Here is a 24193-nt window from a genome sequence, read left to right as displayed (position 1 = left end):
TATTTATTTTTGGATTTTTAATTTTAAAGTATGTTACAAAGAAGTTCCTCCGTCTAAAGTTATTGTTTGACCTGTGATGAATTTGGTACTATCTGAAGCTAACCAAACTACTGCTTCCGCAATCTCCTCTGCCAGTCCATAACGTTTCATAGGAATCACACTTTTAAGCATTTGATCCATATCTGGTCTTACAGATAATAATTTATCCAATAAAGCAGATTCTGTATATCCAGGACATACGGCATTGATACGTATATTCTTAGTTGCGTATTCTAAGGCAGCAGATTTTGTCATTCCAACTACTGCAAATTTACTTGCGCTGTAAGACAGGTTGTTTAATGAAGCTTTTAAGCCTGCTAAAGAAGCAATATTTACGATGTTACCATGACCTTGTTTCATCATTTGTTGTAACGCCAGTTTCATACAATAGAAAACGCCTGTTTGGTTTACAGCAATCACACTATCCCAATCTTCTAGGGTATACTCACCAGTCTTTGCCATATTTCTGGGCCCAATTCCAGCATTGTTCACAATGACGTCTAATTGTCCAAACTGCTCAACAGTTTTTGAAATCAATTGTTCTACCTCATCATACTTTGCCACATTAGCTGTAATGACCACAGCCTCTCCTCCTTCATTTTTGATCTCATCCACAACGTTCTGAGCCTTTTCTTCTTTAATATCGGAAACTACTATTTTGGCCTGATATTTTGCAAAATATTTTGCTGTAGCGGCTCCTATTCCTGAACCCGCTCCGGTAACCATTACTATTTTGTCTTTTACTTGCATGTTAATATGTACGTTGGTTATTAAATGTCTATTTTTCTTTACATAAAATTAATCTCGAATCTTCTAAAGCTCTGCTTCTCATCTCTGCAGGATAACCTTTTGTTGTGATCATACCTATAAAGTCTTCTTTGCTGGCATATTCGACAATCAAAACTTTATCCCATTCCTTATCTCCATCAGGCCCAATAAGGTTGAACATAGGTTTTCCCTGATAAATCACTCTAGCTTTGGAGGCCATAAAAAAAGGCATTACAGCATTCATATATACTGCATAAGCTTCTGCTCCGGAAGTTTCTGTTTCTTCAACCTTATCTTTAAATTTTAGTAAATTCAACATCTGGAAAGATCCTTCTACCGGTAAAGCTGTAAAATCATGAAATTGTTTAGGTGTCACCCCAGTATATGTATCACTCATAGTTATTTGATTCTAATTTCTGTAGCACCTGGATGTAGATCCATAATACCTGAATAGTGCTCTTTCATATTATTAAAAATAAAATCCAAAGGAACGTCTTCGAAATGTCCATAATCCTCCAGGTATTCCATAAACACATTCCCATCATTATTATATTCCTGAAACATAGAGTCATTTTCTCCATCAAACTCCAGTGGTGCCACATTACATTTTTCGCATAAAGCTTCATTAAAAGCCGGTGAAGCCTTGAGCCACTTCCCATCAAGATGAATATTTACAATACCATGAGGTGTTAACTCATTAGTTCCAAATTTTTCGATAAGCCGCTCTACTCCAATATGGTTTTTTACTTTTGCCAAATGTATTCTTGCCGGTATTCCTAAGGCACGTAAACAAGTAATCAATAAAATAGCCTTGTCAATACAATGCCCATGCGACTTTTTAGCAATAATACTTGCCTTATATCCTTCTCCGGTAAGGTGAATATGATATGGGTCATATCTCCAGTGGTCTCTAACCTTAAGATAAACTTGTTTTGCTTTTTCCTTCGGTGAAAGGGTTTCACTATTAAATTCTTGAATAATCTCCTGAATTGCTTCAGTTTCATAATCAAAAAAGTATGTTGAGCTTAAATAATCCATTTTCATTAATCTATTTTCTTTTTCTGAATTGCCTGAAAAGCCAAATTACAAAGTAATTCTGCTGCTTTATTCAATTGTGCAAAACGAGGATCTGTAGTCAAGCCTTTGCTATATCTGTAATAGATCTGTTGTGCAATTACCGCAATTTTAAAAAGTCCGAATGCGTAATAAAACACTAAGTGATTGACATCTCTTCCACTTTTTTGTGCATATAATTCTACTATTTCACTTCTTCCGGGGTTTCCTTCCATAATTGTCGGTGACGGGATTCCTTGTTGCACAAAAGGATGATCACTAGCCATAGTCCAATACCCCAAAGAAGTTCCTAAATCCATAAGAGGATCACCTAAGGTCGCCATTTCCCAATCAAGGACTGCAACAACCTCTTTCCAACTATCATCCTTAAAAACGACATTATCATACTTAAAATCATTGTGAACTAAGCTATGTCTATACTTTGTGGGTTGATTTTCCTCCATCCATTTCATTACCTTCTCAGCCGCAGGAACATCATCTGTGGCGGCAGCAAGGTATTGTTTACCCCAATTGAGCACTTGTCGTTCTACATATCCTTCGGGTCTACCCAGGTCTTCCAGTCCCGACGCTTTATAATCGATGTTATGTAATTCTACAAAAGTATCCAACCATGAATTGGCAATGGTCTCAAAATCACCTGCTGGGATATTTCTTTTTTTAGCTTCTTTAGCACTAAGAATAATCCCTTCCATCTTTTCCATGATGTAAAACTGACATCCCAAAACACTTTCATCATCTGTATAAGCATACATTTTGGGCACTTTAGGAAAAGTACTGTGAATTCCTGATTGCACCTTGAACTCACGACTCATATCATGACCTCGTTTTACTGCTCCAAAAGGTGGGCGGCGTAAAACATACTCTTTATCTTCTATCTGTAATAAATACGTTAGGTTAGAATATCCATGAGTATATTGCGTGACTTGCCATTCGCTTTGTTCATTATTTATAAGTCCTTCTTTCTTAAGGAAATCTTTTAATGTTCTTTCATTCAGTTCTTCGCCTTTGCGTACGTTTTGCATGTTTATGTGGTTGATTTATAAGTCTTAGACCGGTAATTTAAATTTTGTTTCAGCATACTTATTGATTACACTTTTTCCCAGTTGGTACATATGGACTTCATCAGGGCCATCAGCCAAGCGCAGCATTCTTGCCGCTACAAAGAAATGAGCCAATGGAGTATCAGGACCAACGCCTTTTCCTCCGTGAATTTGCATGGCACGATCTATTACCTTCAAAGCCATATTGGGTGCTACAACTTTGATCATTGCTATTAAATCTTTTGCAGATTTATTACCTTCTTTATCCATCTTATCAGCAGCCGAAAGTGTTAAAAGGCGAGCCTGCTCAATTTCGCATTTAGATAGTGCAATTTCCTGACGTATGCTACTAAAGTCTTTGAACGTTTTACCAAAAGCAATTCGTTCTGAAGCACGTTTCGACATTAATTCTAAAGAACGTTGTGCCATCCCAATCAATCTCATACAGTGATGAATTCGTCCGGGGCCTAATCGACCCTGTGCTATCTCAAAACCTCTTCCTTCTCCAAGAATTAGATTTTCCTTAGGAACACGAACATTGTCAAGTACAATTTCCGCATGACCCTCAGGAGAATCATAAAATCCAAATACAGTTAAAGGCCTTATAACCTTTAATCCAGGAGTATCCATAGGAACCAATATCATACTTTGCTGTTGATGCCTTGGAGCATTAGAATCTGTCTTACCCATAACAATAGCAATCTTGCAATGTGGATCCATTCCTCCGGAAGACCACCATTTTCTACCATTTATGATGTAATCATTGCCATCTGCAACGATTGATGTTTCAATATTTGTTGCATCAGAAGAAGCTACCTGAGGTTCAGTCATTAAAAACGCTGAACGAATTTCGCCATTCATTAGTGGTTTTAACCATTGTTCTTGCTGAATAGAAGAACCATACTTTGCCAATACTTCCATATTTCCGGTATCGGGAGCATTACAGTTAAACACCTCTGAAGACCAAAGTACGCGTCCCATAATTTCTGCCAATGGTGCGTACTCCAGATTCGTTAATCCAGGACTTAGTTCTCCATATGCTTTAGGTAAAAAGAGATTCCATAGACCAACTGCTTTAGCTTTAGCTTTTAAATCTTCTATTCCTGGCCAGCGTTTCCATCTGTTATCAGGATTATAATTGAAAGCACCTACTTCTTCTTCTACAGGAAGTATATGTTCTTCAAAAAAAGCATTGAGTTTTTGTTGAAGGGAAACTATTTTTTCTGAGTAATCGAAATTCATGTCATATGTATCATAATGCCTCTCGACTTCGCTCGAGGTGACAGATAGGTTATTATCTATATTTAGTTAATCCAAGGGTTTATTTATCCGGCAATCATATATCCTCCATCAGCATTGTAAACTCCTCCGGTCATATAAGCTCCGGCATCTGAAGCTAATAAACATACAATTCCCGCCATTTCATCCGGCATACCCATACGCGCACTCGGCAATGTCTTTTCGATCTTATTAAGTAATTGCTCATTTTGCCACAGCGCAGCGCTAAATTTGGTTTTAATCAATCCAGGGCATATTACATTAGCACGAATACCGTGCCTACCCCATTCCTTAGCCTGGTTTTTAGTCAACATTAATAAAGCAGCTTTACTGGTACTGTACAACCCTAATCCTGCTCCTGGAGTCAATGCTTCAACTGAAGCTATATTAATAATACTGCCTCCTCCACGCTCTTTCATAGAAGATAATGCTAGGTTAGACAACATCCAGGGAGCTTTTACATTAACATCCATAATTTTATCAAAAACTTCTTCTCCCGCATCCTCAATAGGACCGAAAATAGGGTTAATAGCCGCATTATTTACTAAAATATCGACTCCGCCATAATGTTCTATAGTTTTTTTGATCAGGTTTTCTCGCTGCTCCGCTTTTCCTATATGACAAGCTATGCCAACGGCTTCTAATCCTGCTTTTTTAAATTCAGCAGCAACTTCATCTACAGCTTCCTGGCTTCGGCTACTGATGACTACTTTAGCTCCATGTTCTGCGAGACCTTGTGCAATTGATTTTCCTATTCCTTTACTAGAGCCTGTAACAATGGCTACTTTACCTTCAAGATTGAATGATTGTTTAATACTATTCATTTAGTTAATCTGTGAGTTTTTGATTAATAAGTATCTTTTTAAAATCTAAAAATTAGTTGAAAAGTTCCTTTTCTCCCGCTATAGTTAAGACTTCTTCATCCATCAAAATTTCAGCTAAACCATTAGTCTTAGGTAATTCATATTTAAAGAAGAATTTCATAGCGTGGATTTTACTCTCGTAGAAATCTTCACTATGTGTTTTATCTCCTGTAACCAAAGCGTTTTTTGCATGAGATGCCATATCTAACCATATCCAACTCATAGTGATTGTACTTAGAAATTCCATAAATGGTGTAGCATCAGCTAAGAAGCGTTCATAATTTCCTTTTTGTGCAAAACCTACTAAGAAACCTATTACTTTCTGAGCTAATTGTAACTTCTCACCTAGCTTTCCTGCATGACTTTTTAGATCATCAAACTTAGAAGCATCCTGAATCGTTTGCATAATTTCTGCAGTCAATAACTCTAATGCTTTACCATTTTCCATGAGAAGCTTTCTACCTAATAAATCCTGAGATTGAATTCCTGTTGTTCCTTCATAGATCGGGAAGATTCTAATATCTCTATGATATTGTTGTAGTATAAAATCTGAACAGAAACCATATCCTCCTAATACTTGTAAACCGTTAGAAACAGTATGTGCACCCATATCTGAAGGATACGTCTTTACCATAGGAATAATCAATTCTAATAATAGTGCATATTTCTCTTTCTCAGATTTATCCTTAAGTGTTTCTTTTAAATCATAATATTTTGAAGCCAACATCACCAGACTCAATGAACCTTCTGCAATTACTTTCTGTAATAATAACATTCTACGCACATCTGGATGGTTAATGATCAATGTCTGACCTTGTTCAGGATCTTTTTTACCTGTACTAGCCAGTTTTCTTCCTTGAGGGCGTTCTTTTGCATATTGTAATGATGCCTGATAAGCAGCGGTGGCAATTGCGGCTGCACCACGACCTACTGCGATACGGGCACCATTCATCATCAGGAACATATATTTAAGACCTTGATGAGCTTCTCCAACTAACCATCCACGGCAGTCATCTGCATCTCCAAAACCTAAATGTGTCGTACAGTAACCCCGCTGTCCCATCTTTTGAAAATCCGCTACTGTCGTTACATCATTAGATACCAGACCTCCATTTCCATCAGGACGTTTTTTTGGTACAATAAATAAAGAAATACCCTTAGTTCCGGCTGGCGCACCTTCGATTCTGGCTAATACCAGATGTACAAAGTTTTCTGCATATTGGTGATCACCACCTGAAATAAAAATCTTTTGTCCGGTAATTTTATAAGAACAATCTTCTGCTGGAACTGCTTTTGTTACCACATCAGATAATGAGCTTCCTGCTTGAGGTTCTGTCAAACACATGGTTCCTCCCCAATTACCAGAAAGCATATCTGGAACATAAGTATCTTTTAACTCTTCACTTGCAAAATGTATAATCAATTCTGCAGCACCTAGTGTAAGGCCAACATATCCTGGCAAATGATTATTAGCTGCATCCTGAATAAAAGCCGATGCGGTATATGCCATCATAGGCAATTGTAATCCGCCAGCTTCATAATCAAATGTTCCGGAGATTAGTCCCATCTCTCCTCCTTTTTTCATCATCACTCCTACTTGTTCATGTACAATAACAGCACCGTCTTTATGATAAGCAGGTTTTTCATCCATTTCTTTGAAGTATGGAAACAATTCACGGTCTGAGAACTCCTTAACTGAATCTAAAAACAAATTTAATGACTCTTTATCATGATCAGCAAAGCGATCTTGTTGTAACACTTCTTCTAAGTCATGCACTTCATGAAGAAGATACTTTAAGGTTTCGAAGTCTATATATTCTTTAGCCATTGTGTGATAATTTTAGAAGTTAATTATTGATTACACAATAAAGTTCGGGAATATTTGATAGATTCTTATTAAACTGGTTTAATAAATATCAAGTTTTAGAAAGTCTTAACAATTTAACAAATTCTCTTAAAACTAAAAGGCTTCGTTATAAGGAAGTTAAGCTTTAAAAACAACATGTATTTAATTACTATTTCTGACTTAAACGTTTACGAATCTTGGAAAGTCCTACTGGTGTTAACCCTAAATATGATGCTATTAGATATTGAGGAACTCTCTGAAATAGTGTAGGTCTCTTTTCTAATAATTGCAGATACCGTTCTTGATTAGAAAGGTTTCTAAGTTGATTGATACGTTGAAAATTTATCACGAATGTTTTTTGCATAGACAATCTCCCAAAACGCTCTAACGCATGTGAATAATCAAACACTTTTTGTACATCTGTTTTAGAGATAGCATATACGATTGTATCCTCTAATGCTTCAAGATAAGACTCTGAGGGTATCTCTTCTATATAAGGATATAAATCTGTAAAAAAATAACCTTCAGTAAAAAACTCCATAACTCTAGTTGTACCTTCCTCTATAGTATAATACGACACACAACCTTGTTTTAGAAAATAAAAATTGTACATATACTGATCAGGTTGAATAAGAAAGCTGCCTTTTTTGTACACCTCATTTTTATAAAACTGAAGCCCAAATTCCATGTCAGAGTCACTAACATGGGTAAAAGATCGTATGGTTTTCTTTAGGTCTTCCAAGAATGATTACTGTTTTTAACGAAAGAACAAAATATTTTGCACGGGACAAAGGTAAATCATAAATCTATCCTTATAAAATCAATTAAACAATTGTTAATTTCTAACCAACTCTTTGTATTCCAGCAAATAAAACTCTAAAAAACAAAATACTCCGTTATAAACATGAAATAAAAAACTATCTTTGCAAACTTTATTATTAACCCCACAAAATCTATCCAATTTTGAGAATTTGATTCTATGGATACCATTAATTTTTATCAAATATCAGTTTTACTTTTTCAAGGTCTAATTGTTTCTCTATTAATTATATTCTTATTTCGATTAAGAAAGATTATGGGTATTGGCCCTTTATTTGCGGCATTGGGGCTTTTTCAGTTTATGCAATTTTTTTTGGCGAGTACTATATATTTTCAAATTTCAGAAGATGTCTTAGTTTCTCCTGGTTCCTCTGTATTATTTGCCTGCAGCTTATTTGCTGTATTGCTTATTTATATAAAAGAGGATGCTATAGAAGCTCGTAAATTAATATATGCTCTACTTGTAGCTAATATTATTATGTCTACGCTTTTGATTTCCTTTAGCTGGAATATTGGAGATTCAGAGCTGGTGAATCCCATGAACATTTCAACCAAGTTTTTTGATACCAGCGCCTATGTACTATTTATTGGAACAATAGTATTGTTTATTGATTCAGTTTTAATCATTTTTATTTTTGAACTTATTTCAAAACATATTTCAAATCTTTTTTGGCGTATCTGCATTACAATGCTATTAGTCTTAAGCTTTGATGCCATAGTATTTACTATGGGATCTTTTTGGTATTTCGAAAACATGTTGAGTATCCTTATCTCAGGATTAATATCTAAAACTTTTTTCGGGTTATTTTATAGTATAATATTCACAATCTATCTGAAATATTTTGAAAAAGAAACATCTACATCTAATAATGCCAATCGTACTTTTAAAGATATATATCATACCCTAACGTATAAACAAAAATATGAAGTTGCAGAAAAGGCTGTTCAATTAAGTGAAAATAGATATTCTACACTTACTAATCTTGTTCCAGTAGGAATATTTATGACAAGATCGGATGGTAAAACTACTTTTGTAAATCCACAATGGTGTACTATTTCCGGACTATCCAATGAAGAAGCTCTCAATGATGGTTGGATCAATGCTGTACATCCTGATGATCGAGATAGATTACTAAAAGGGTGGTATGATGACGCAAATAAAAAACGACCTTCTAAGTCCGAATATAGATTTTTACGCCCTGATGGTTCTGTTAAATGGGTATTAGGTCAGGCAATCCCAGAGTATAATGAAAATAAAGATATCATAGGATATGTAGGAACTATTACTGATATTACTACTATTAAAGAGTACGAACAACAACTAAACAGGCTAAAAGAAAAGGCGGAAGAAAGTGATAGATTGAAATCTGCATTTTTAGCAAATATGAGTCATGAAATCAGAACTCCTATGAATGGGATTCTAGGTTTTGCAGAATTACTAAAAGAACCAAAATTAAGTGGTGACGATCAACAATTATATCTTAGTTTAATCGAAGAAAGTGGGCGCCGTATGCTCAATATTATTAGAGATATTATAGACATTTCTAAAATCGAAGCCGATCAAGTAAAACTTTATCTATCTGATGTAAATATTAATGAGCAAGTAGCATATTTATACCGGTTTTTTAAGCCCGAAGCAGATCGAAAAGGAATTCAACTTTCCTTTAGTAATGAATTACCAGATGAGAATACAATACTCAGTACCGATAAAGAAAAGTTCAACGCTATATTAACCAATCTGGTAAAAAATGCTATTAAATACACAAATGAAGGATCAATTAAATTTGGATACGAAGTAGATGGAAAATATTTACGCTTTTTTGTAAAAGATACGGGAATTGGAATCCCTGACAATAGAAAAAAAGCTATTTTTGATCGATTTGTACAAGCCGATATAGAAGGCCGTTTTGCTCTGGAAGGTGCTGGAATTGGTTTATCCATTGCTAAAGCTTATGTAGAAATGCTGAATGGTAAAATTTGGTTAGAAAGTAAAGAAGGGCTCGGATCTATATTCTATTTCACTATTCCATATTCTAGAAAATCATAGGATTCCATACTATTCTAAAAAATTTATATAAAACAAATGCCTTTCTTAGCTTTTAAGAAAGGCATTAAAGTTTATTTATAAAAAATATTAATCCATTCTAACAATCTTAGCTCCAATAGCCCTAAGACGTTCATCTATATTTTCGTATCCTCTATCTATCTGTTCTATATTATGAATGGTAGAAGTACCTTTTGCACTTAAAGCCGCTATTAACAGTGAAATCCCTGCTCTGATATCAGGAGAAACCATAGTAGTTGCTTTTAATGTAGATTTAAAATCATGTCCAATAATGGTAGCTCTATGAGGATCACACAATATAATCTTTGCTCCCATGTCAATTAGTTTATCAACGAAGAATAAACGACTCTCAAACATTTTTTGATGTACCATCACTTCTCCTCTAGCCTGTGTAGCTACTACCAATACAATACTCAATAGATCTGGTGTAAAACCTGGCCAAGGAGCATCAGCAATGGTCATAAATGATCCATCTATATAACTTTCGATTTCATAACCATCATTATGTGCAGGGATAAAAATATCATCTCCTACGCGCTCTACAGTAATTCCAAGTTTTCTAAAGGTATTAGGAATTAAGCCAAGATTTTCCCAGCTTACATTTTTGATAGTAATTTCACTTTTAGTCATTGCCGCCAAACCGATCCATGAACCAATTTCTATCATATCGGGCAATACTCTATGCTCACAACCTCCAAGAGATGCTACTCCTTCAATATTTAATAAATTAGACCCAACCCCAGTAATCTTTGCTCCCATAGAGTTAAGCATCTTACATAACTGTTGTAAATATGGTTCACAAGCAGCATTGTAGATCGTAGTAATACCTTTAGCAAGAACTGCTGCCATTACGATATTAGCAGTTCCTGTAACGGAAGCCTCATCCAACAACATGTGTGTTCCTTTTAACCCTTCTGGAGCTTCAACCCCATAAAAACGTTCTTCTTTATTATATCTGAATTCTGCTCCGAGGTTGATAAAACCTTCGAAATGAGTATCTAGACGTCTTCTTCCTATCTTATCACCCCCGGGTCGTGGAATATATCCTTTACCAAATCTAGCAAGTAATGGTCCAACGATCATGATTGATCCTCTTAAACCACTTCCTTCTTTTTTAAATTTCTCGCTTTCGAGATAATTGAGATCAAGCTCATCACTCTTGAAAGAATATTTCCCTTTATCTAATTTCTGAACCTTTACGCCTAGGTTTTTTAAAATTTCGATTAACTTATTTACATCCCTGATATCAGGTATGTTAGAAATAATAACTTCTTCTGGAGTTAATAATACTGCACAAAGAATTTGTAAAGCCTCATTTTTAGCTCCTTGAGGAGTAATTTCTCCTTTAAGCTGGTGGCCTCCTTCTATCTGAAAAGTACCCATGTATGGTATTAGTTAGTGGTTATTGAATCTGGTTGGTTAAAATTTAATGACGTTTTTTACCTCTACTACGATAGTTCTTTTTACCACCAGTATTAGAATGTTTCTTCTTTTTACCTCTCATTAGATCAGTAGCATCTGTAAGATCTTCGCTACTTCCTTTTAGATTGATTTTACCATTACTTAATTCCAACAGATGGTCAAAAATGGCAGCGTCCTCTACGGTATCTTTATTCCAGTTTAGATAACATTTTTTCATATGATTAGCGATAGTGTAAGTAAGAGCAGTTTTTAATTCTCCTTCTTCCCAACTAATAGCTACATCTATCATCCTTTTGATATTATTACCATAGAAACGATATTTTGGGTGATTCTGAGGGTATTTAAGTGGGTCTGGTCTTTCTTCCAGTATTTCTTTTGTCAAAACAGGAAAAGGAGCATCTACATCAAGTTTAAAATCACTCATAATAAACAATTGATCCCATAACTTATGCTGAAACTCAGGAACGTCGCGTAAATGAGGTTGTAAGTTACCCATTACGGCAATAATAGATTTGGAAACCTTATTACGTTCTTCTCTATCTTCAATAGAAACGGCATAGTTGATCATTTTTTGTAAATGACGACCATACTCTGGTATGATGAGCTTTTCGCGCTCTGTATTGTATTCTAAATTATTAATATCCATAAAATGTTATAATAGTGAAGTATTTTACCCACGGACTTTGTGATAAAAGTAATTCGTTTTGCAAAATAATAAAATTATATAAGTATGATAAGCTTTGAAAACAAAAGTTTCAAATTTATAACTACATCAATTATATAATGAAAAAGTAGTCTCTTTTTATTGTTTATAGAGAGATTACACCTTCTACCTTAACAGAAACCTCTTTATACTTAATAATAACCTGATCAGGGTTTTTCATTCGTACATTAATTGATACACTGGTATATTTACCATTTTTGGATTGTTTGGTGTTAATTACAGCGCCTAAATTATCAAATATATCTTTTATCTGTTCTATTTTATCAGTGTCAGTAGGAACTATAAACTTGTACAAATACGTATTAGGCCATAGTGCAGTATCTGCTAATTGCACTTTTAATTTTTTATAAAACTCTTCTTGATCCGTCATATCAATACCTAGGCAAATTTTTAGCCAAAGATACGGGTTATCTTTTATAAAAACTAAGTATGATTTATGACAGTTGAAGTCTAAGTGTTATTTTTAGACAGGATTTGATATTGCTCCAAGGTATCGATATCTATTCCTTTACCAGAATCTGAAACCACATCTACAAACTCCTTATATTGTTTAAGGATATATCTTGCGCCAAAATCTTCTTTTAATTTAGATAATTCTTCAAAATAACTTGACGGAAAAATAGCCGGAACACCTACTCTTTTTGATAACCCCGTGGCGATAACCTGATCTGGCTTCTTGACAAACTCGGAAATTAACTCACTAAGGTGCTCAGCTTCTAATAGCGGCTGATCAACTAGTGAAATTAAAACTGCATCGTATGACGAATTTTCTTGTAGTATAGATTTTATACCAAAACTGATGGAAGATCCCATACCTGATTTCCAATCATTATTATATACTATGGTTAACGGAAAATCATCAATTTCTTTTTGAATCAAATCAAAATATGCTCCTAAAACCACATAAGTTGATACTTGATCTAACTGTAAGGATTGAGCAATGGCATGTTCTATTAAAGTCAGTCCTTTCCAGGGAAGTAATTGCTTTGGTCTACCCAGTCTGCTAGAGGATCCAGCAGCCAATATCAAATGAGCTATCTTATGATTTTGTAATATAGGCATCTATACTCTTCCTTTTAGGATCGTCATGGATAGCTCCCTTTTTATCCTGTAATGGTATGGGTTTTTGATTTCTAATTACAGATAAAATTTCGGCAATTATAGAAATTGCAATTTCCTGAGGAGTTTCTGCTCCCAGATTCAATCCGGCAGGTCCATGAATGCTTTCCAGAAACTCTTCAGAAACATCAGGATCGTATTCTATAAAAGCATTTAATAATTTTTCCCTACGCTTAGCAGGACCCAATAATCCTATATATGCAGGTTGTTCATCTTTTATAGCTTGAAGATATAGAGAATCCTTGGCAAAATTGTGGCTCATTAAAACGATAGCTGTTTGGTCATCAATATTCTGAATGGATAAATCTTCGGGAGTTGTATTTAGAATTGTTTGTGCTCCAGGAAAACTTTCTAAGGTCTTAGGATCTTTGGCAGAGCATACCACAGTAACTTCCCATCCTGTCGCAGAAGCTAACTTGCATAATTGCATAGCATCATGCTCCGTTCCAATAATTATAAGTTGAAAACAAGCTTTCATATTCCTCTGAAAACAATCTAAAGCAATGTCTGGTTGGTTCTTATCTGAAAACGAAATCTCAGATATATTATCAAAACTTAAAACAGAACCCATATGATTATTAAGTTGATCTTCTTTAGAATAAAAAGACTTTATTCCAAAAGATTTTCTGGACTTAAACTGCTTTCTTATCATCTCAATAGCAATATCACTAACTGTAAAAGTTTCTAACAAAATATATAAAACACCTTCACAGCCTAAACGATATTTACCATCATAGGTCATGATTTTAGGTTTGCCGGTATCAAAAACATATTGTGATTGACGAAGCACTTCTTTTTCAACACATCCTCCACTAACGGCGCCTACCATGTAACCATTTTTCAGAATAAGCATTCCTACACCGGGCCTTCGATATGATGAGCCTTCAACATCAACAACAGTAGCCATAACAGCAGGTATCCCCTGCTGCTTGGCTTCAGTATATGCTGTAATAATTTCTTTGAATTCGTGTGTCATACTATCCTAGCGGAGCTTTAGTTTTCATATGCTTTATAAATGGCTGTTTGTATAAACGAATACCTTTTGCTGCCTTAATAGCATTAGCTACAGCTGCTCCAGCCGGTGGTAATGTTGGTTCTCCAAGTCCTGTAGGTGCAATATCATTTTCTATGAAATGCGTTTCTACTACCGGAGTTTCATTGATTCGTATCAATTGATATTTGTCAAAGTTTTTGCTTTCTGGTTCTCCATTTTTGAAAGAAAAATCTCCATACATTGCATGCCCAACACCATCAATTACACCACCTTCTATTTGATTTTTGGCTCCGAGAGGATTAACGACGATTCCACAATCCACAATACAAGTAACCTTCTTTACAATAGGAATATCATTTTTTAACACCACATCCGCAACTTCAGCAACGTGAGTATTGTGGCAATAATAAGCACTGAATCCCTGAAATACTCCTTCTTTAGCATTACCCCACCCAGATTTATCAACAGCCATTTTGATTACTGCCTCCAATCGTTCCGGAGAATATTGAATATTTTCGTCTTTAGTACCCTTTACTTTTTGCAATAAATCTAGTCGAAGTTTTATACGGTCTATTTCTAATATTTCTGCGACCTCATCGAAGAAACTTTGCTCTGCAAAAGACAAAAAGTTAGTATAAGGAGCTCTCCAAGCCCCAGTGGTAATGTTACTGTCATACTTAGCTACATCAACCTGGTAATTCTCTATAGCACCAGCCGGAAAGAAATGAGGAATCAATCCATACATATTAGAGTTTATAGAAGCTTCCTTAAGATGATAGCCAGTCATTTCGCCATCTTTTACAGAGGCTGCGATTTTATATTTTATAGCAGGTCGATATATTCCGGCAGACATATCATCTTCTCGGGAATAAACCACTTTTACAGGTTTTTTGGCTAAACTGGATATCTCTGCTGCTTCTAAAGCAAAATCTCCATACAGTCTTCTACCAAAACCACCTCCCATTCTAGTCATTTCTACTGTTACCTGTTCCGGATCTCTTTTAAGCAAATCTGCAACTCTTCTTGCAGTACCTGCAGGAGTCTGTATCGGCCCTACCAAACGAACATTATCATCTGTCACGTCTGCAAAGAAATTCATCGGCTCCATACAGTTATGAGGTAGAAACGGCGATTCATAAACTCGCTCTATCACCTGGTCTGCTTCTGCAAAAGCTTTTTTTACATCTCCATCTGCACGCATCGTATTAAATTCCGTACCATTAAGCAAACCCGTAAGAATCTTATCATGTTCTTCCGTACTTTCTCCTTTTGTCTCTTCAACCCAATTAGCTTTTAAAGCTTTTTTACCCTTCATTGCTGCCCAGGTATTGGTTGCGAGAACTGCAATTTTATCTCCGAATTTAATTACTTCCTGAACTCCTTTTACCCCTTTGGCATCAGTATCATCAAAACTTTCTAACTTTCTGCCAAAAGCTGGCGGTCTTAATACCGAAGCAATTGACATACTTTCTTCTTTATAATCTAATCCGAATAGTGGTTTACCTGTGGTAATTTTATCAATATCTACATTCCCGGCATCCCTTCCTATGATTTTAAAATCCTTAACTTCTTTTAAAGTAACATTTTCAGGAACTTTAAGAGCTGCAGCTTCTTTAACAACTTCGCCATACCCTAATTTATCTCCATTAGCATTTATGATAACTCCATTCTCTGTTTTACAACTAGAAGCTTCGACTCCCCATTTAGTGGCTGCGGCATTAATTAGCATTTGTCTAGCTGTAGCTCCTGTTTGACGCAGTGGTTCCCATCCGTGACGAATAGATTGACTACCTCCTGCAACTTGTCTTGTAAAATTTTTAGTATCCAAAGCACCTTGCACCACGTGTACATTTTCCCAAGTTACATCAAGTTCTTCTGCAATGAGCATAGGCATTGATGTCTTTACACCTTGACCAATTTCAGGATTTGGTGAAAAAATGGTCACCATTCCGTTATCTGCAATCTTAATAAATGCATTAAAATCATTAAAGTTCAATTGAGAAATATCTACTGGCGGTTCAGCTTCAGGTTTACAGGCTTGAAACAAATTAAACCCAATTAACATTCCTCCTCCGGCCAATGCCGATGTTTTTATAAATGACCTTCTACTGAAAGAAGGTGATACAATATTTTTCATTTTGGTACGATTAAATAGGTTAGCTCATTTTACTGGCCGCAAGCTCTACAGCCTTTTCTATTCTATTATAAGAAGCGCATCTGCAAATATTACCACTCATCGCATCTCTAATCTCTGTTTTATTGGGATTGGAGTTTTGACTTAAAAAAGCGGCAGCTGACATCATTTGTCCAGCCTGGCAATATCCACATTGTGGTACATCAACTTCTTTCCAAGCTTGCTGAACAGGATGTGAAGCATCTTCAGACAAACCTTCGATAGTAGTAATTTCCATGTCTCCAACATTAGAAACCTGCAGTAAACAGCTTCTGGTAGCAGATCCGTCTATATGTACAGTACAGGCTCCACATTGACCTATTCCACAGCCAAATTTGGTACCTACCATATCCAGATGATCTCTAAGGACCCATAATAAAGGAGTATCTTCATCAGCCTCAACAGAAAGTGGCTGACCATTTATCTTTAAATTGTAAACAGGCATGAGTTTTGATTTTATGATTTGTATTTAACTAGTCTAAATAAAGCAATTGCCTAAGAATTGCTAATGAAGTTACTAAAATTTCATTAGCAGCTTCTAACTTTAACAGAGCTTTATAGTAATCTTAATATGATTTTTAAATTCATATTATAATTCCGAAATTTGTATCAAAATCATTCCTTTGACTAAAAAAAGAGTTGTTATTACAGGAGCACCAGGCACAGGTAAAACTTCTGTTATCGTAAAGCTTGAACAAGCAAATTTTTTCTGCTTTCATGAAATTATTCGTACAATGACCCAAGAGGCCAAGAACAATGGCGATTCTACAGTTATTACATCTAATCCTATTGTATCAGTATCGGATCCCTATAAATTTAACCTCGATATTTTGAATGGTAGGATACAGCAGTTTAATGATGCGGAATTCAAAGAAGACCATATTCTTTTCTATGACAGGGGGATTCCGGATGTTCTGGCATATATGGATTATTTCGGACAATCATATAAAGATGATTTTAAGCAAGCTTGTAAAACAAACACCTATGATCATATTTTCTTATTACCTCCCTGGAAAGAAATCTATGTATCAGATGAAGAACGTTATGAAAGCTTTGAACAAGCTCAGGAAATCCATAATCATTTATTAGAGACTTACAGCAGATTTGGATACCAATGTATTGAAGTTCCCTTTGGAACAGTAAAAGAACGAAATGATTTTATTCTTAAAAACATCAAATAGTTGATCCAATCTCCGTTACAAATATTACAACAATATTGGAAATACAATAGTTTCAAACCCTTACAGAAAGAAATTATTGATTCTGTATTAGAAGGCAATGATGTATTTGCATTACTCCCAACAGGAGGAGGTAAATCTATTTGTTTTCAAGTTCCTGTAATGATTAAAGACGGAATCTGTATAGTGATTTCTCCTTTAATTGCTTTAATGCAGGATCAAGTGCAGCATCTACAGGAAAAAGGAATTAAAGCTATTGCTTTACCTAGTGGAATCAAGTATACTGAATTAGACACTCTACTCGATAATTGTATTTATGGTAATTATAAATTTTTATACTTATCACCAGAAAGGCTACAACAAGATATAGTTCAGGAAAGATTAAAACAAATGAACATCAATCTAATTGCTGTAGATGAGGCACATTGTATATCACAATGGGGTAATGATTTCAGACCTTCTTACAAGAAGATCAAAATTCTTAGAGAAATTCATCCTGCCGTTCCAATAATCGGTTTGACAGCTTCAGCTACTTCTAAAGTAGTAGATGATATCATTCAGGAGTTAGATCTTTTTCAACCTAAAAAATTTAAAAAATCGTTCTTTAGAGCCAATCTAGGATATCACGTAGAAGAAGTTTTGGATAAAAACTATAAGATTATTCAAATACTGAACAAAAATCCAGGAAGCTCTATTATATATGTAAGAAACAGAAAATCTGCAGTAGAAATTAGTGATTTTCTAAACAATAGTGGTGTAACAGCTGCTTTTTATCACGGAGGTGTAGACTCAAAAGATAAAACCAAACGATTTCATCAATGGTTATCTAATGAAACCAGAGTCATGGTTGCCACTAATGCATTCGGTATGGGGATTGACAAACCTAATGTAAGAACAGTTATTCATTATAATATCCCAGAAAGCCTGGAGAGCTATTTTCAGGAAGTTGGAAGAGCAGGACGTGATGGAGTTACTTCATTTGGTTTTCTTTTGAAAAATGAAAATGATATCCATCGACTAAATAACCAATTCATCAAAGTATTACCAGATGCGGATGCTGTAAAACTAGTTTATCGTAAGTTATGTAACTACTTCCAAATATCTTATGGAGAAGGACAACAAAGCATTCATGATTTTAATTTTAATAAATTTTGTAAAACTTACGAATTAAATACGCTAATTACCTATAATGCATTACAATTTCTTGATCGATTTGGCGTCATTAGATTTACGCAGCGATTTACAAAAAAAAGCACTCTACACGTACTAACTACGGGAAATCAAATACTAAATTTCTTATCAAACAATACACAATATGAAACAGCAATTAAAGCTATTCTGAGAACCTATAGTGGAATTTTTGATGAAGAAGTAAATATTAATATATCCCTAATCGCTTCAAAAATAAATAAACCTGAGGAGGAAATAATTTCAGCGCTGAATAAACTAAAAGATGCTGAACTTATAGAATTCAACCATAAGCTTTCGGATGCAGAGATTATATTTCTAGTCCCTCGTGAAGATGATCATACTATTAATAGAATAAAACACCATCTACAAGAACAAAACGCGTCTAAAATAGATAAAGTAAAAGCAATGATTAGCTTTACTGAAAATGATACCATCTGTAAAAGTAGGCAACTCCTGCTCTATTTTGGAGAACAAGAAACAAATGATTGTGGTATTTGTAGTTTTTGTATTTCAAAAAAGAATGAAAACCTGATATCTGATATAGAAGAAATTCAAAGAGATATCATAAGGTTATTAAGGGAAAAAAACTTATCTTCAAGAGATTTGATCACACAATTAGAATATCCCGAGCATCTGACCTTGGAAATCCTTAGAGAAATGAATGAACACCAAATCATCAAAATCAATCACGATAATAACTATCAGCTAGTATAAAATAATGAGAGACTTACGAATTGTATTTATGGGCACTCCGGATTTTGCCGTAGAAACCTTAAAAACTATTATAGAACATAATTATAATGTGGCTGGTGTCATTACGGCTCCCGATAAACCAGCAGGAAGAGGCAGAAAACTAAGAGCTTCAGCAGTTAAAGAATATGCTTTATCACAAAACTTAACTATTCTTCAACCTACTAATTTAAAAGATGAGAGTTTTATTGAAGAGCTTAGAAGCTTAAATGCTAACCTTAATATTGTTGTTGCCTTTAGAATGCTACCTAAAGTAGTTTGGGATATGCCTGAGTACGGAACTTTTAACTTACACGCTTCTCTACTTCCGGATTATCGAGGTGCAGCGCCTATCAATTGGGCAGTAATTAATGGAGAACAAAAAACGGGAATCACAACCTTTTTTATTGATGAAAAAATTGACACCGGACATATTATACTTCAAAATGAAGTTTCAATTGCCCCCACAGATACTGCAGGAGTATTGCACGATACATTAATGACTGAAGGTGCTCAATTGGTAATAGAAACTATTAAGGCCATAGAGAATGATAATATTACCTTACAACCACAACCTAAAGATGCTTCTTTCAAAACTGCATATAAACTCAATAGAGAAAACACTAAAATAGATTGGAATGCTGATTTAGAGACTACCTACAACCTTATTAGAGGACTTAGTCCTTATCCGGCAGCCTGGACTCTACTATATAATAAAGGAGAAGAACAATCTATAAAAATATATGACGCAAATTGCGAAAAAGAAAATCATACACACGAAACAGGAAAGATTATTGTAGAAGATTCTATTATTAAAGTAGCTGTGAAAGAAGGATATATAATTGTAAATAAGCTTCAACTTCCAGGAAAAAAGGCAATGGATGCTAAATCGTTATTAAACGGTTACGTTTTTTACCGAGATGCTAAAATGGGCTAAACCCCTGTTATTACTAGAGTAGGAAAACCTACAAAAAACAGTCTTGTTTATTAACAATCACCTTGAGTTATTAACAAATCCCCGTATTTACTGGGCTAATCCTTGCACGAATCATAAATCCGTATAAATTTGTAGAGCGTTTAACAAAAGATTGGTTTAACCAACAATTAATTTAAAAACAAAATTATGAACAAAACAGAATTAATCGATGCAATGGCAGCTGACGCTGGAATCACTAAAGCAGCGGCTAAAAAAGCCTTAGAATCTTTCTTAGGAAATGTAGAAGGTACACTTAAAAAAGGTGGTCGTGTTTCTTTAGTAGGATTCGGATCTTGGTCAGTTTCTAAAAGAGCTGCAAGAGAAGGTAGAAACCCACAAACAGGTAAAACTATCAAGATAGCTGCTAAAAACGTTGTGAAGTTTAAGGCTGGTACTGATTTGTCAAATTCAGTAAACTAATCAGTTAGTTTTCGATATTATTAAAAAGCCTCCTAAATAGGAGGCTTTTTTTATGGAAAAACCACAAAATATCAGTAACCACTTTGATTATTAGAAATAATTATTTAGATTTAATATGATTAAAACCACCAAATGATAACACTTAGACCCTCAAAAGGACATCTACTAATTGCAGAACCATCAATCATTGGTGATGTTTCTTTTAATCGTTCTGTGGTGCTTCTTGCTGATCATAGTGATCAAGGTTCTATTGGGTTTATCATGAACAAACCTCTTGAATATGCTCTTTCAGACTTAGTACCAGAAATTGAAGCTGATTTTAAAATTTATAATGGAGGACCTGTGGAACAAGATAATTTATATTTCATTCATAAAATACCTCATCTGATTCCTAATAGTGTAGAGATTTCTGCTGGAATATATTGGGGTGGAGATTTTTCTGTAGTTTCTCAATTAATAGCTGAAGATAAAATCACACCAAGCGAGATTAGATTTTTCTTAGGATATTCCGGCTGGGATGCAGAACAATTAAACCAAGAACTCGAAGCTAATTCCTGGGTTATTGTTGAAAACAGCTATAAGAAAAACATCTTCGGTAAATCATATGATACTTTCTGGAAAGAAAAAATGATTGAACTCGGAGGCGAATATCTACTTTGGTCAAATTCTCCTGAAAACCCAAGCCTTAATTAACAATACTACTTATCTCCTAGTCGTATTCTGGAATTAAGTATTCCTAACAACCTTCTACTCACGGTATTCTTGTATTCTTTTTTTCTGAATTTTGTTATAGGTATGATTCCACCAATCACATTGGTAATGAATAGTTCATCTGCTTTTTGTAGCTCAAAAGGAGAAATAGAGGCTTCTTCTAACTGGTATTCCTCTAGTTTTTCTAAAATTCTCAACAATTGAGTTCTCAATACTCCTTTTAAACATCCATCATCTATGGGAGGTGTTTTGATTGTATTTCCTTTTACCAGAAAAACATTACCATTTATAGCTTCCAGAACCATTTTATTAGTATTCAGTAACAGACAATTTTCAAAACCATTTTCCTTTGCAAAAATACCCCCTAAAATATTGACCAGCTTATTATTAGATTTTAGTGTAGAAAGAAGATCCGGAGCCACATAGTGATCTTTAAAAAGAGTCACTGTATAACTGTCTTCTGATATTGTATAAAAATTAGTAGATAATTTGGAAACCGATATTACATAATCTACTTCATTCTTATCCGGTGTGTATAATCCCCCAGAAACCCTATTGATGATTATTTTAACCCTAACTGAAGAGTTAAGTAACCCATTTTCCGTGATTAAATTTATAATTTCTGATTCTAAAAACTCTGGAGTAAACTTCATAGGAATTTGCATTCGCAAAATTCTCATAGAAGCCATTAACCTAAAATAGTGATCTTCCCAAAAAAGAATAGATCCGGAATTCACTCTTATAGTTTCAAAAACTGCATCCCCATATGCATATCCTCTATTATCTATAGATAACTTAGCCTCATTATTATCTAGTAAGTTTCCATTAATGCTAACCATAAAAAAGTCCCTTATAACTTTTAGTTGTTAAAAGGGACAAATATACATTATTAACTACAGGATTTATGCCGAACCTAAAACATGTTTAAGGTTACCAATCATATTTTCCCAAAGCATTTTGTTTTCATCTAATTCATCGTCCTCAGAATAATCCGTAACCATTAATGAAACATCTTTAGTGATCTCATCTACCTGAATACGCAACTCAAAAAAGTAATCATCTCCTTCTTCTTCATCAGCTACCCATCTGAATTTAATACGCTCTCCAGTCTTTTTACTTAAAAGCTTCGCTTCCTCTTCAGAATCATCCCAAATGAAAGTAAATAATTCTCCTCTAGAATTGACATTATCGGCAAACCATTCAGATAGTCCTGAAGGGGTAGATATATATTGATATAATAGTTGTGGAGAAGATTGAACAACAAATTCAAGCTCGTATTTTGTTTTATCTGACATATTAAATAATTGTTGGAAAGCCAATATATAGATTAATTATCGACTTTAAAAGTTCCAATGAAAAAAAAATTAATTATGCATTATTGTTTGCTGCAATATATTTTGTTTTTATATTTGCACCCGAATTAAAATGATGTAGCATCTATTTGGCGAGGTAGCTCAGCTGGTTAGAGCGTTGGATTCATAACCCAGAGGTCGGGGGATCGTGCCCCCCTCTCGCTACACTAATTCGTTTAAGCCCTTATTTTTAAGGGCTTTTTTTGTTTTATGGAAGAATTTATAGTCTACATATTGTATTCAGAAAAGCATAACAAACACTATACTGGATATACTTCGGATTTGATTACTCGTTTTAGGTCACATAATTCATAAAATAACCTTAAAATCGTAACTAAAACACTTTTAGATTGTCTATTAAGTGTGTACAAAACCTTAACAACCATAATAATATTTCTACTAGCTGCAGTCAATTATGCTAACACAGTTTATAATTATGCTTTCTCAGAAAAAGATAATATCACCTTTTCTAAAGCCGAAATTCTAAACGATCATACAGCCCGTATTCCTTTTAAGCTTATTGATCGCCTAATCGTTGTTGAAGCTGAGTTACTTAACAAAAAAGGAAACTTTATCATAGATACAGGCTCTGAAGCATTATTACTGAACAAAGTTCATTTTCCATTACGACACCGCAATAAGGTAAAAAAACAGCAAGCTTCAGGAGTAATAGATAATATAGAAAATCCTTTTGAGAAAAGACTTCAGGAATTTATTCTACATAATTTTAGTTTAAAAAATAAAAATTCAGATGTTATTGATCTATCCCATATTGAGAAAAGTAAAAAAATGCATTTACTAGGTATCATCGGATATGATATTTTAAAAGACTACGAAGTTTTTATCGATCTACATCTTAATCAAATCACTTTGTCAAAAGTGGATCGTTACGGAAATAAACTAGATCAAAATAGAATATATTTAGAAAAAATTGTTGATAGCATAGATTTCAAATTAAGAAGACACACCATAGTGGTTGAAGGCTTTATAAATGATAAAAAAGTTACCTTTGGTGTAGATAGTGCAGCAGAATTCAATCAAATTAATAAAGACCTGGACAAAGATGCTTTAAAATCATTTTATCCAAAAAAACGATTAACACTAATGGGGGCTGGTAATGGTATGATAGAAGTTATGGCAGGAAAATTGTATAGGGTTAAACTGAGTAAAACCATATATTTTGGTCCCATGAATACAGTGTTAACAAATCTTCATAAAATGAACCAAGCTTTTGGCACCAATCTAGATGGTGTATTAGGTTATGAGTTTTTTGCACAAAAAAGAACTATTATTAATTATCAAAAAGAAAAGCTATATTTCATAGATTATCCTATATTAAGACAGTGAAGAAATTTAGCCTATATATTATATACATAGTTATCTTTTTAACTAACGCACAATCCTATGCCCAA

The 24193-nt window shown here is 34.4% G+C and carries 25 protein-coding genes and 1 tRNA gene; 9 read left to right on the top strand and 17 right to left on the bottom strand.

The genetic code is table 11. From position 1 onward, the window contains the following. Positions 1-33: 33 nt before the first annotated feature. The 8 genes from J8M14_RS20950 to J8M14_RS20915 all read right to left on the bottom strand — a co-directional run bounded on the left by J8M14_RS20950 (position 34) and on the right by J8M14_RS20915 (position 7650). A complete protein-coding gene (locus J8M14_RS20950; protein ID WP_211076781.1) occupies positions 34-789 on the bottom strand; it encodes an SDR family NAD(P)-dependent oxidoreductase in 756 nt (251 codons plus the stop codon). A gap of 28 nt (positions 790-817) precedes the next feature. After that, positions 818-1204: a hypothetical protein gene (locus J8M14_RS20945; RefSeq protein ID WP_211076780.1), complete on the bottom strand. Its 387-nt coding sequence runs from the start codon at positions 1202-1204 to the stop codon at positions 818-820. 2 nt (positions 1205-1206) lie between these two features. Beyond that, on the bottom strand, positions 1207-1845 hold the full coding sequence (locus J8M14_RS20940) for a transglutaminase domain-containing protein (RefSeq protein ID WP_211076779.1): 639 nt from the start codon (positions 1843-1845) through the stop codon (positions 1207-1209). Positions 1846-1850: 5 nt separating this feature from the next. Beyond that, positions 1851-2903: a phosphotransferase family protein gene (locus J8M14_RS20935; protein WP_247672725.1), complete on the bottom strand. Its 1053-nt coding sequence runs from the start codon at positions 2901-2903 to the stop codon at positions 1851-1853. 24 nt (positions 2904-2927) lie between these two features. After that, complete coding sequence (locus tag J8M14_RS20930; RefSeq protein WP_211076778.1) at positions 2928-4163, bottom strand: acyl-CoA dehydrogenase family protein; 1236 nt, start codon at positions 4161-4163, stop codon at positions 2928-2930. 83 nt (positions 4164-4246) lie between these two features. Further along, positions 4247-5023 (bottom strand): glucose 1-dehydrogenase, encoded by a 777-nt coding sequence (locus J8M14_RS20925; protein WP_211076777.1) that lies wholly within the window; start codon positions 5021-5023, stop codon positions 4247-4249. A gap of 52 nt (positions 5024-5075) precedes the next feature. Then, a complete protein-coding gene (locus J8M14_RS20920; protein ID WP_211076776.1) occupies positions 5076-6890 on the bottom strand; it encodes an acyl-CoA dehydrogenase in 1815 nt (604 codons plus the stop codon). A 187-nt stretch (positions 6891-7077) separates the two neighbouring features. Beyond that, complete coding sequence (locus tag J8M14_RS20915; protein WP_211076775.1) at positions 7078-7650, bottom strand: Crp/Fnr family transcriptional regulator; 573 nt, start codon at positions 7648-7650, stop codon at positions 7078-7080. Positions 7651-7887: 237 nt separating this feature from the next. On the opposite strand from J8M14_RS20915, the gene J8M14_RS20910 reads away from it, so the two are divergent. Then, a complete protein-coding gene (locus tag J8M14_RS20910; protein ID WP_211076774.1) occupies positions 7888-9774 on the top strand; it encodes a PAS domain-containing sensor histidine kinase in 1887 nt (628 codons plus the stop codon). 87 nt (positions 9775-9861) lie between these two features. On the opposite strand, the gene murA is transcribed toward J8M14_RS20910, so the two are convergent. The 7 genes from murA to J8M14_RS20875 form a co-directional block, all read right to left on the bottom strand. Beyond that, positions 9862-11175: a UDP-N-acetylglucosamine 1-carboxyvinyltransferase gene (gene murA, locus J8M14_RS20905; protein ID WP_211076773.1), complete on the bottom strand. Its 1314-nt coding sequence runs from the start codon at positions 11173-11175 to the stop codon at positions 9862-9864. Positions 11176-11218: 43 nt separating this feature from the next. After that, positions 11219-11860 (bottom strand): DUF4290 domain-containing protein, encoded by a 642-nt coding sequence (locus J8M14_RS20900; protein WP_211076772.1) that lies wholly within the window; start codon positions 11858-11860, stop codon positions 11219-11221. Positions 11861-12023: 163 nt separating this feature from the next. Further along, positions 12024-12308 (bottom strand): DUF493 family protein, encoded by a 285-nt coding sequence (locus tag J8M14_RS20895; protein ID WP_211076771.1) that lies wholly within the window; start codon positions 12306-12308, stop codon positions 12024-12026. Between the two features lie 80 nt (positions 12309-12388). After that, complete coding sequence (locus J8M14_RS20890) at positions 12389-13000, bottom strand: nucleotidyltransferase family protein (RefSeq protein WP_211076770.1); 612 nt, start codon at positions 12998-13000, stop codon at positions 12389-12391. Beyond that, complete coding sequence (locus J8M14_RS20885; protein WP_211076769.1) at positions 12978-14033, bottom strand: XdhC/CoxI family protein; 1056 nt, start codon at positions 14031-14033, stop codon at positions 12978-12980. The genes J8M14_RS20890 and J8M14_RS20885 overlap by 23 nt, the downstream gene beginning before the upstream one ends. Position 14034: 1 nt before the next feature. Further along, positions 14035-16188, bottom strand: coding sequence for a molybdopterin cofactor-binding domain-containing protein (locus J8M14_RS20880; RefSeq protein ID WP_211076768.1), 2154 nt, complete (start codon positions 16186-16188; stop codon positions 14035-14037). Positions 16189-16207: 19 nt separating this feature from the next. After that, the gene (locus J8M14_RS20875) at positions 16208-16669 is read right to left on the bottom strand and encodes a (2Fe-2S)-binding protein (protein WP_211076767.1); all 462 of its coding nucleotides are present in this window, start codon (positions 16667-16669) and stop codon (positions 16208-16210) included. 178 nt (positions 16670-16847) lie between these two features. Between J8M14_RS20875 and J8M14_RS20870 the strand changes: the two genes are divergently transcribed. The 5 genes from J8M14_RS20870 to J8M14_RS20850 all read left to right on the top strand — a co-directional run bounded on the left by J8M14_RS20870 (position 16848) and on the right by J8M14_RS20850 (position 21411). Further along, positions 16848-17405, top strand: a complete 558-nt coding sequence (locus J8M14_RS20870; protein ID WP_211076766.1) for an ATP-binding protein — start codon at positions 16848-16850, stop codon at positions 17403-17405. Next, complete coding sequence (locus J8M14_RS20865; RefSeq protein ID WP_247672724.1) at positions 17406-19307, top strand: ATP-dependent DNA helicase RecQ; 1902 nt, start codon at positions 17406-17408, stop codon at positions 19305-19307. Between the two features lie 4 nt (positions 19308-19311). Beyond that, complete coding sequence (gene fmt, locus J8M14_RS20860) at positions 19312-20259, top strand: methionyl-tRNA formyltransferase (protein WP_211076765.1); 948 nt, start codon at positions 19312-19314, stop codon at positions 20257-20259. Between the two features lie 186 nt (positions 20260-20445). Then, the gene (locus J8M14_RS20855) at positions 20446-20718 is read left to right on the top strand and encodes an HU family DNA-binding protein (protein WP_211076764.1); all 273 of its coding nucleotides are present in this window, start codon (positions 20446-20448) and stop codon (positions 20716-20718) included. 132 nt (positions 20719-20850) lie between these two features. After that, on the top strand, positions 20851-21411 hold the full coding sequence (locus J8M14_RS20850; protein ID WP_211076763.1) for a YqgE/AlgH family protein: 561 nt from the start codon (positions 20851-20853) through the stop codon (positions 21409-21411). 5 nt (positions 21412-21416) lie between these two features. Here the strand turns inward: J8M14_RS20850 and J8M14_RS20845 are convergent, their stop codons facing one another. Continuing rightward, on the bottom strand, positions 21417-22268 hold the full coding sequence (locus tag J8M14_RS20845) for an aminotransferase class IV (protein ID WP_211076762.1): 852 nt from the start codon (positions 22266-22268) through the stop codon (positions 21417-21419). Positions 22269-22331: 63 nt separating this feature from the next. Next, entirely contained in the window at positions 22332-22724 is a 393-nt protein-coding gene (locus J8M14_RS20840; protein WP_211076761.1) for an START-like domain-containing protein, read from the bottom strand. 148 nt (positions 22725-22872) lie between these two features. Here J8M14_RS20840 and J8M14_RS20835 point away from each other — a divergent pair. The 3 genes from J8M14_RS20835 to J8M14_RS23435 all read left to right on the top strand — a co-directional run bounded on the left by J8M14_RS20835 (position 22873) and on the right by J8M14_RS23435 (position 24128). Continuing rightward, positions 22873-22946: transfer RNA gene (locus J8M14_RS20835), tRNA-Met, on the top strand. Positions 22947-22991: 45 nt separating this feature from the next. Then, positions 22992-23096, top strand: coding sequence for a GIY-YIG nuclease family protein (locus J8M14_RS20830; RefSeq protein WP_211076760.1), 105 nt, complete (start codon positions 22992-22994; stop codon positions 23094-23096). Between the two features lie 48 nt (positions 23097-23144). Continuing rightward, complete coding sequence (locus J8M14_RS23435) at positions 23145-24128, top strand: retropepsin-like aspartic protease (protein ID WP_211076759.1); 984 nt, start codon at positions 23145-23147, stop codon at positions 24126-24128. The last annotated feature ends 65 nt before the right edge of the window (positions 24129-24193 follow it).

This window comes from Aquimarina sp. MMG016 (assembly GCF_018100805.1).
Lineage (GTDB): Bacteria > Bacteroidota > Bacteroidia > Flavobacteriales > Flavobacteriaceae > Aquimarina.
The sequence above is the reverse complement of the archived record's forward strand: the minus strand, read 5'-3'. Positions and strand labels throughout refer to the sequence as shown.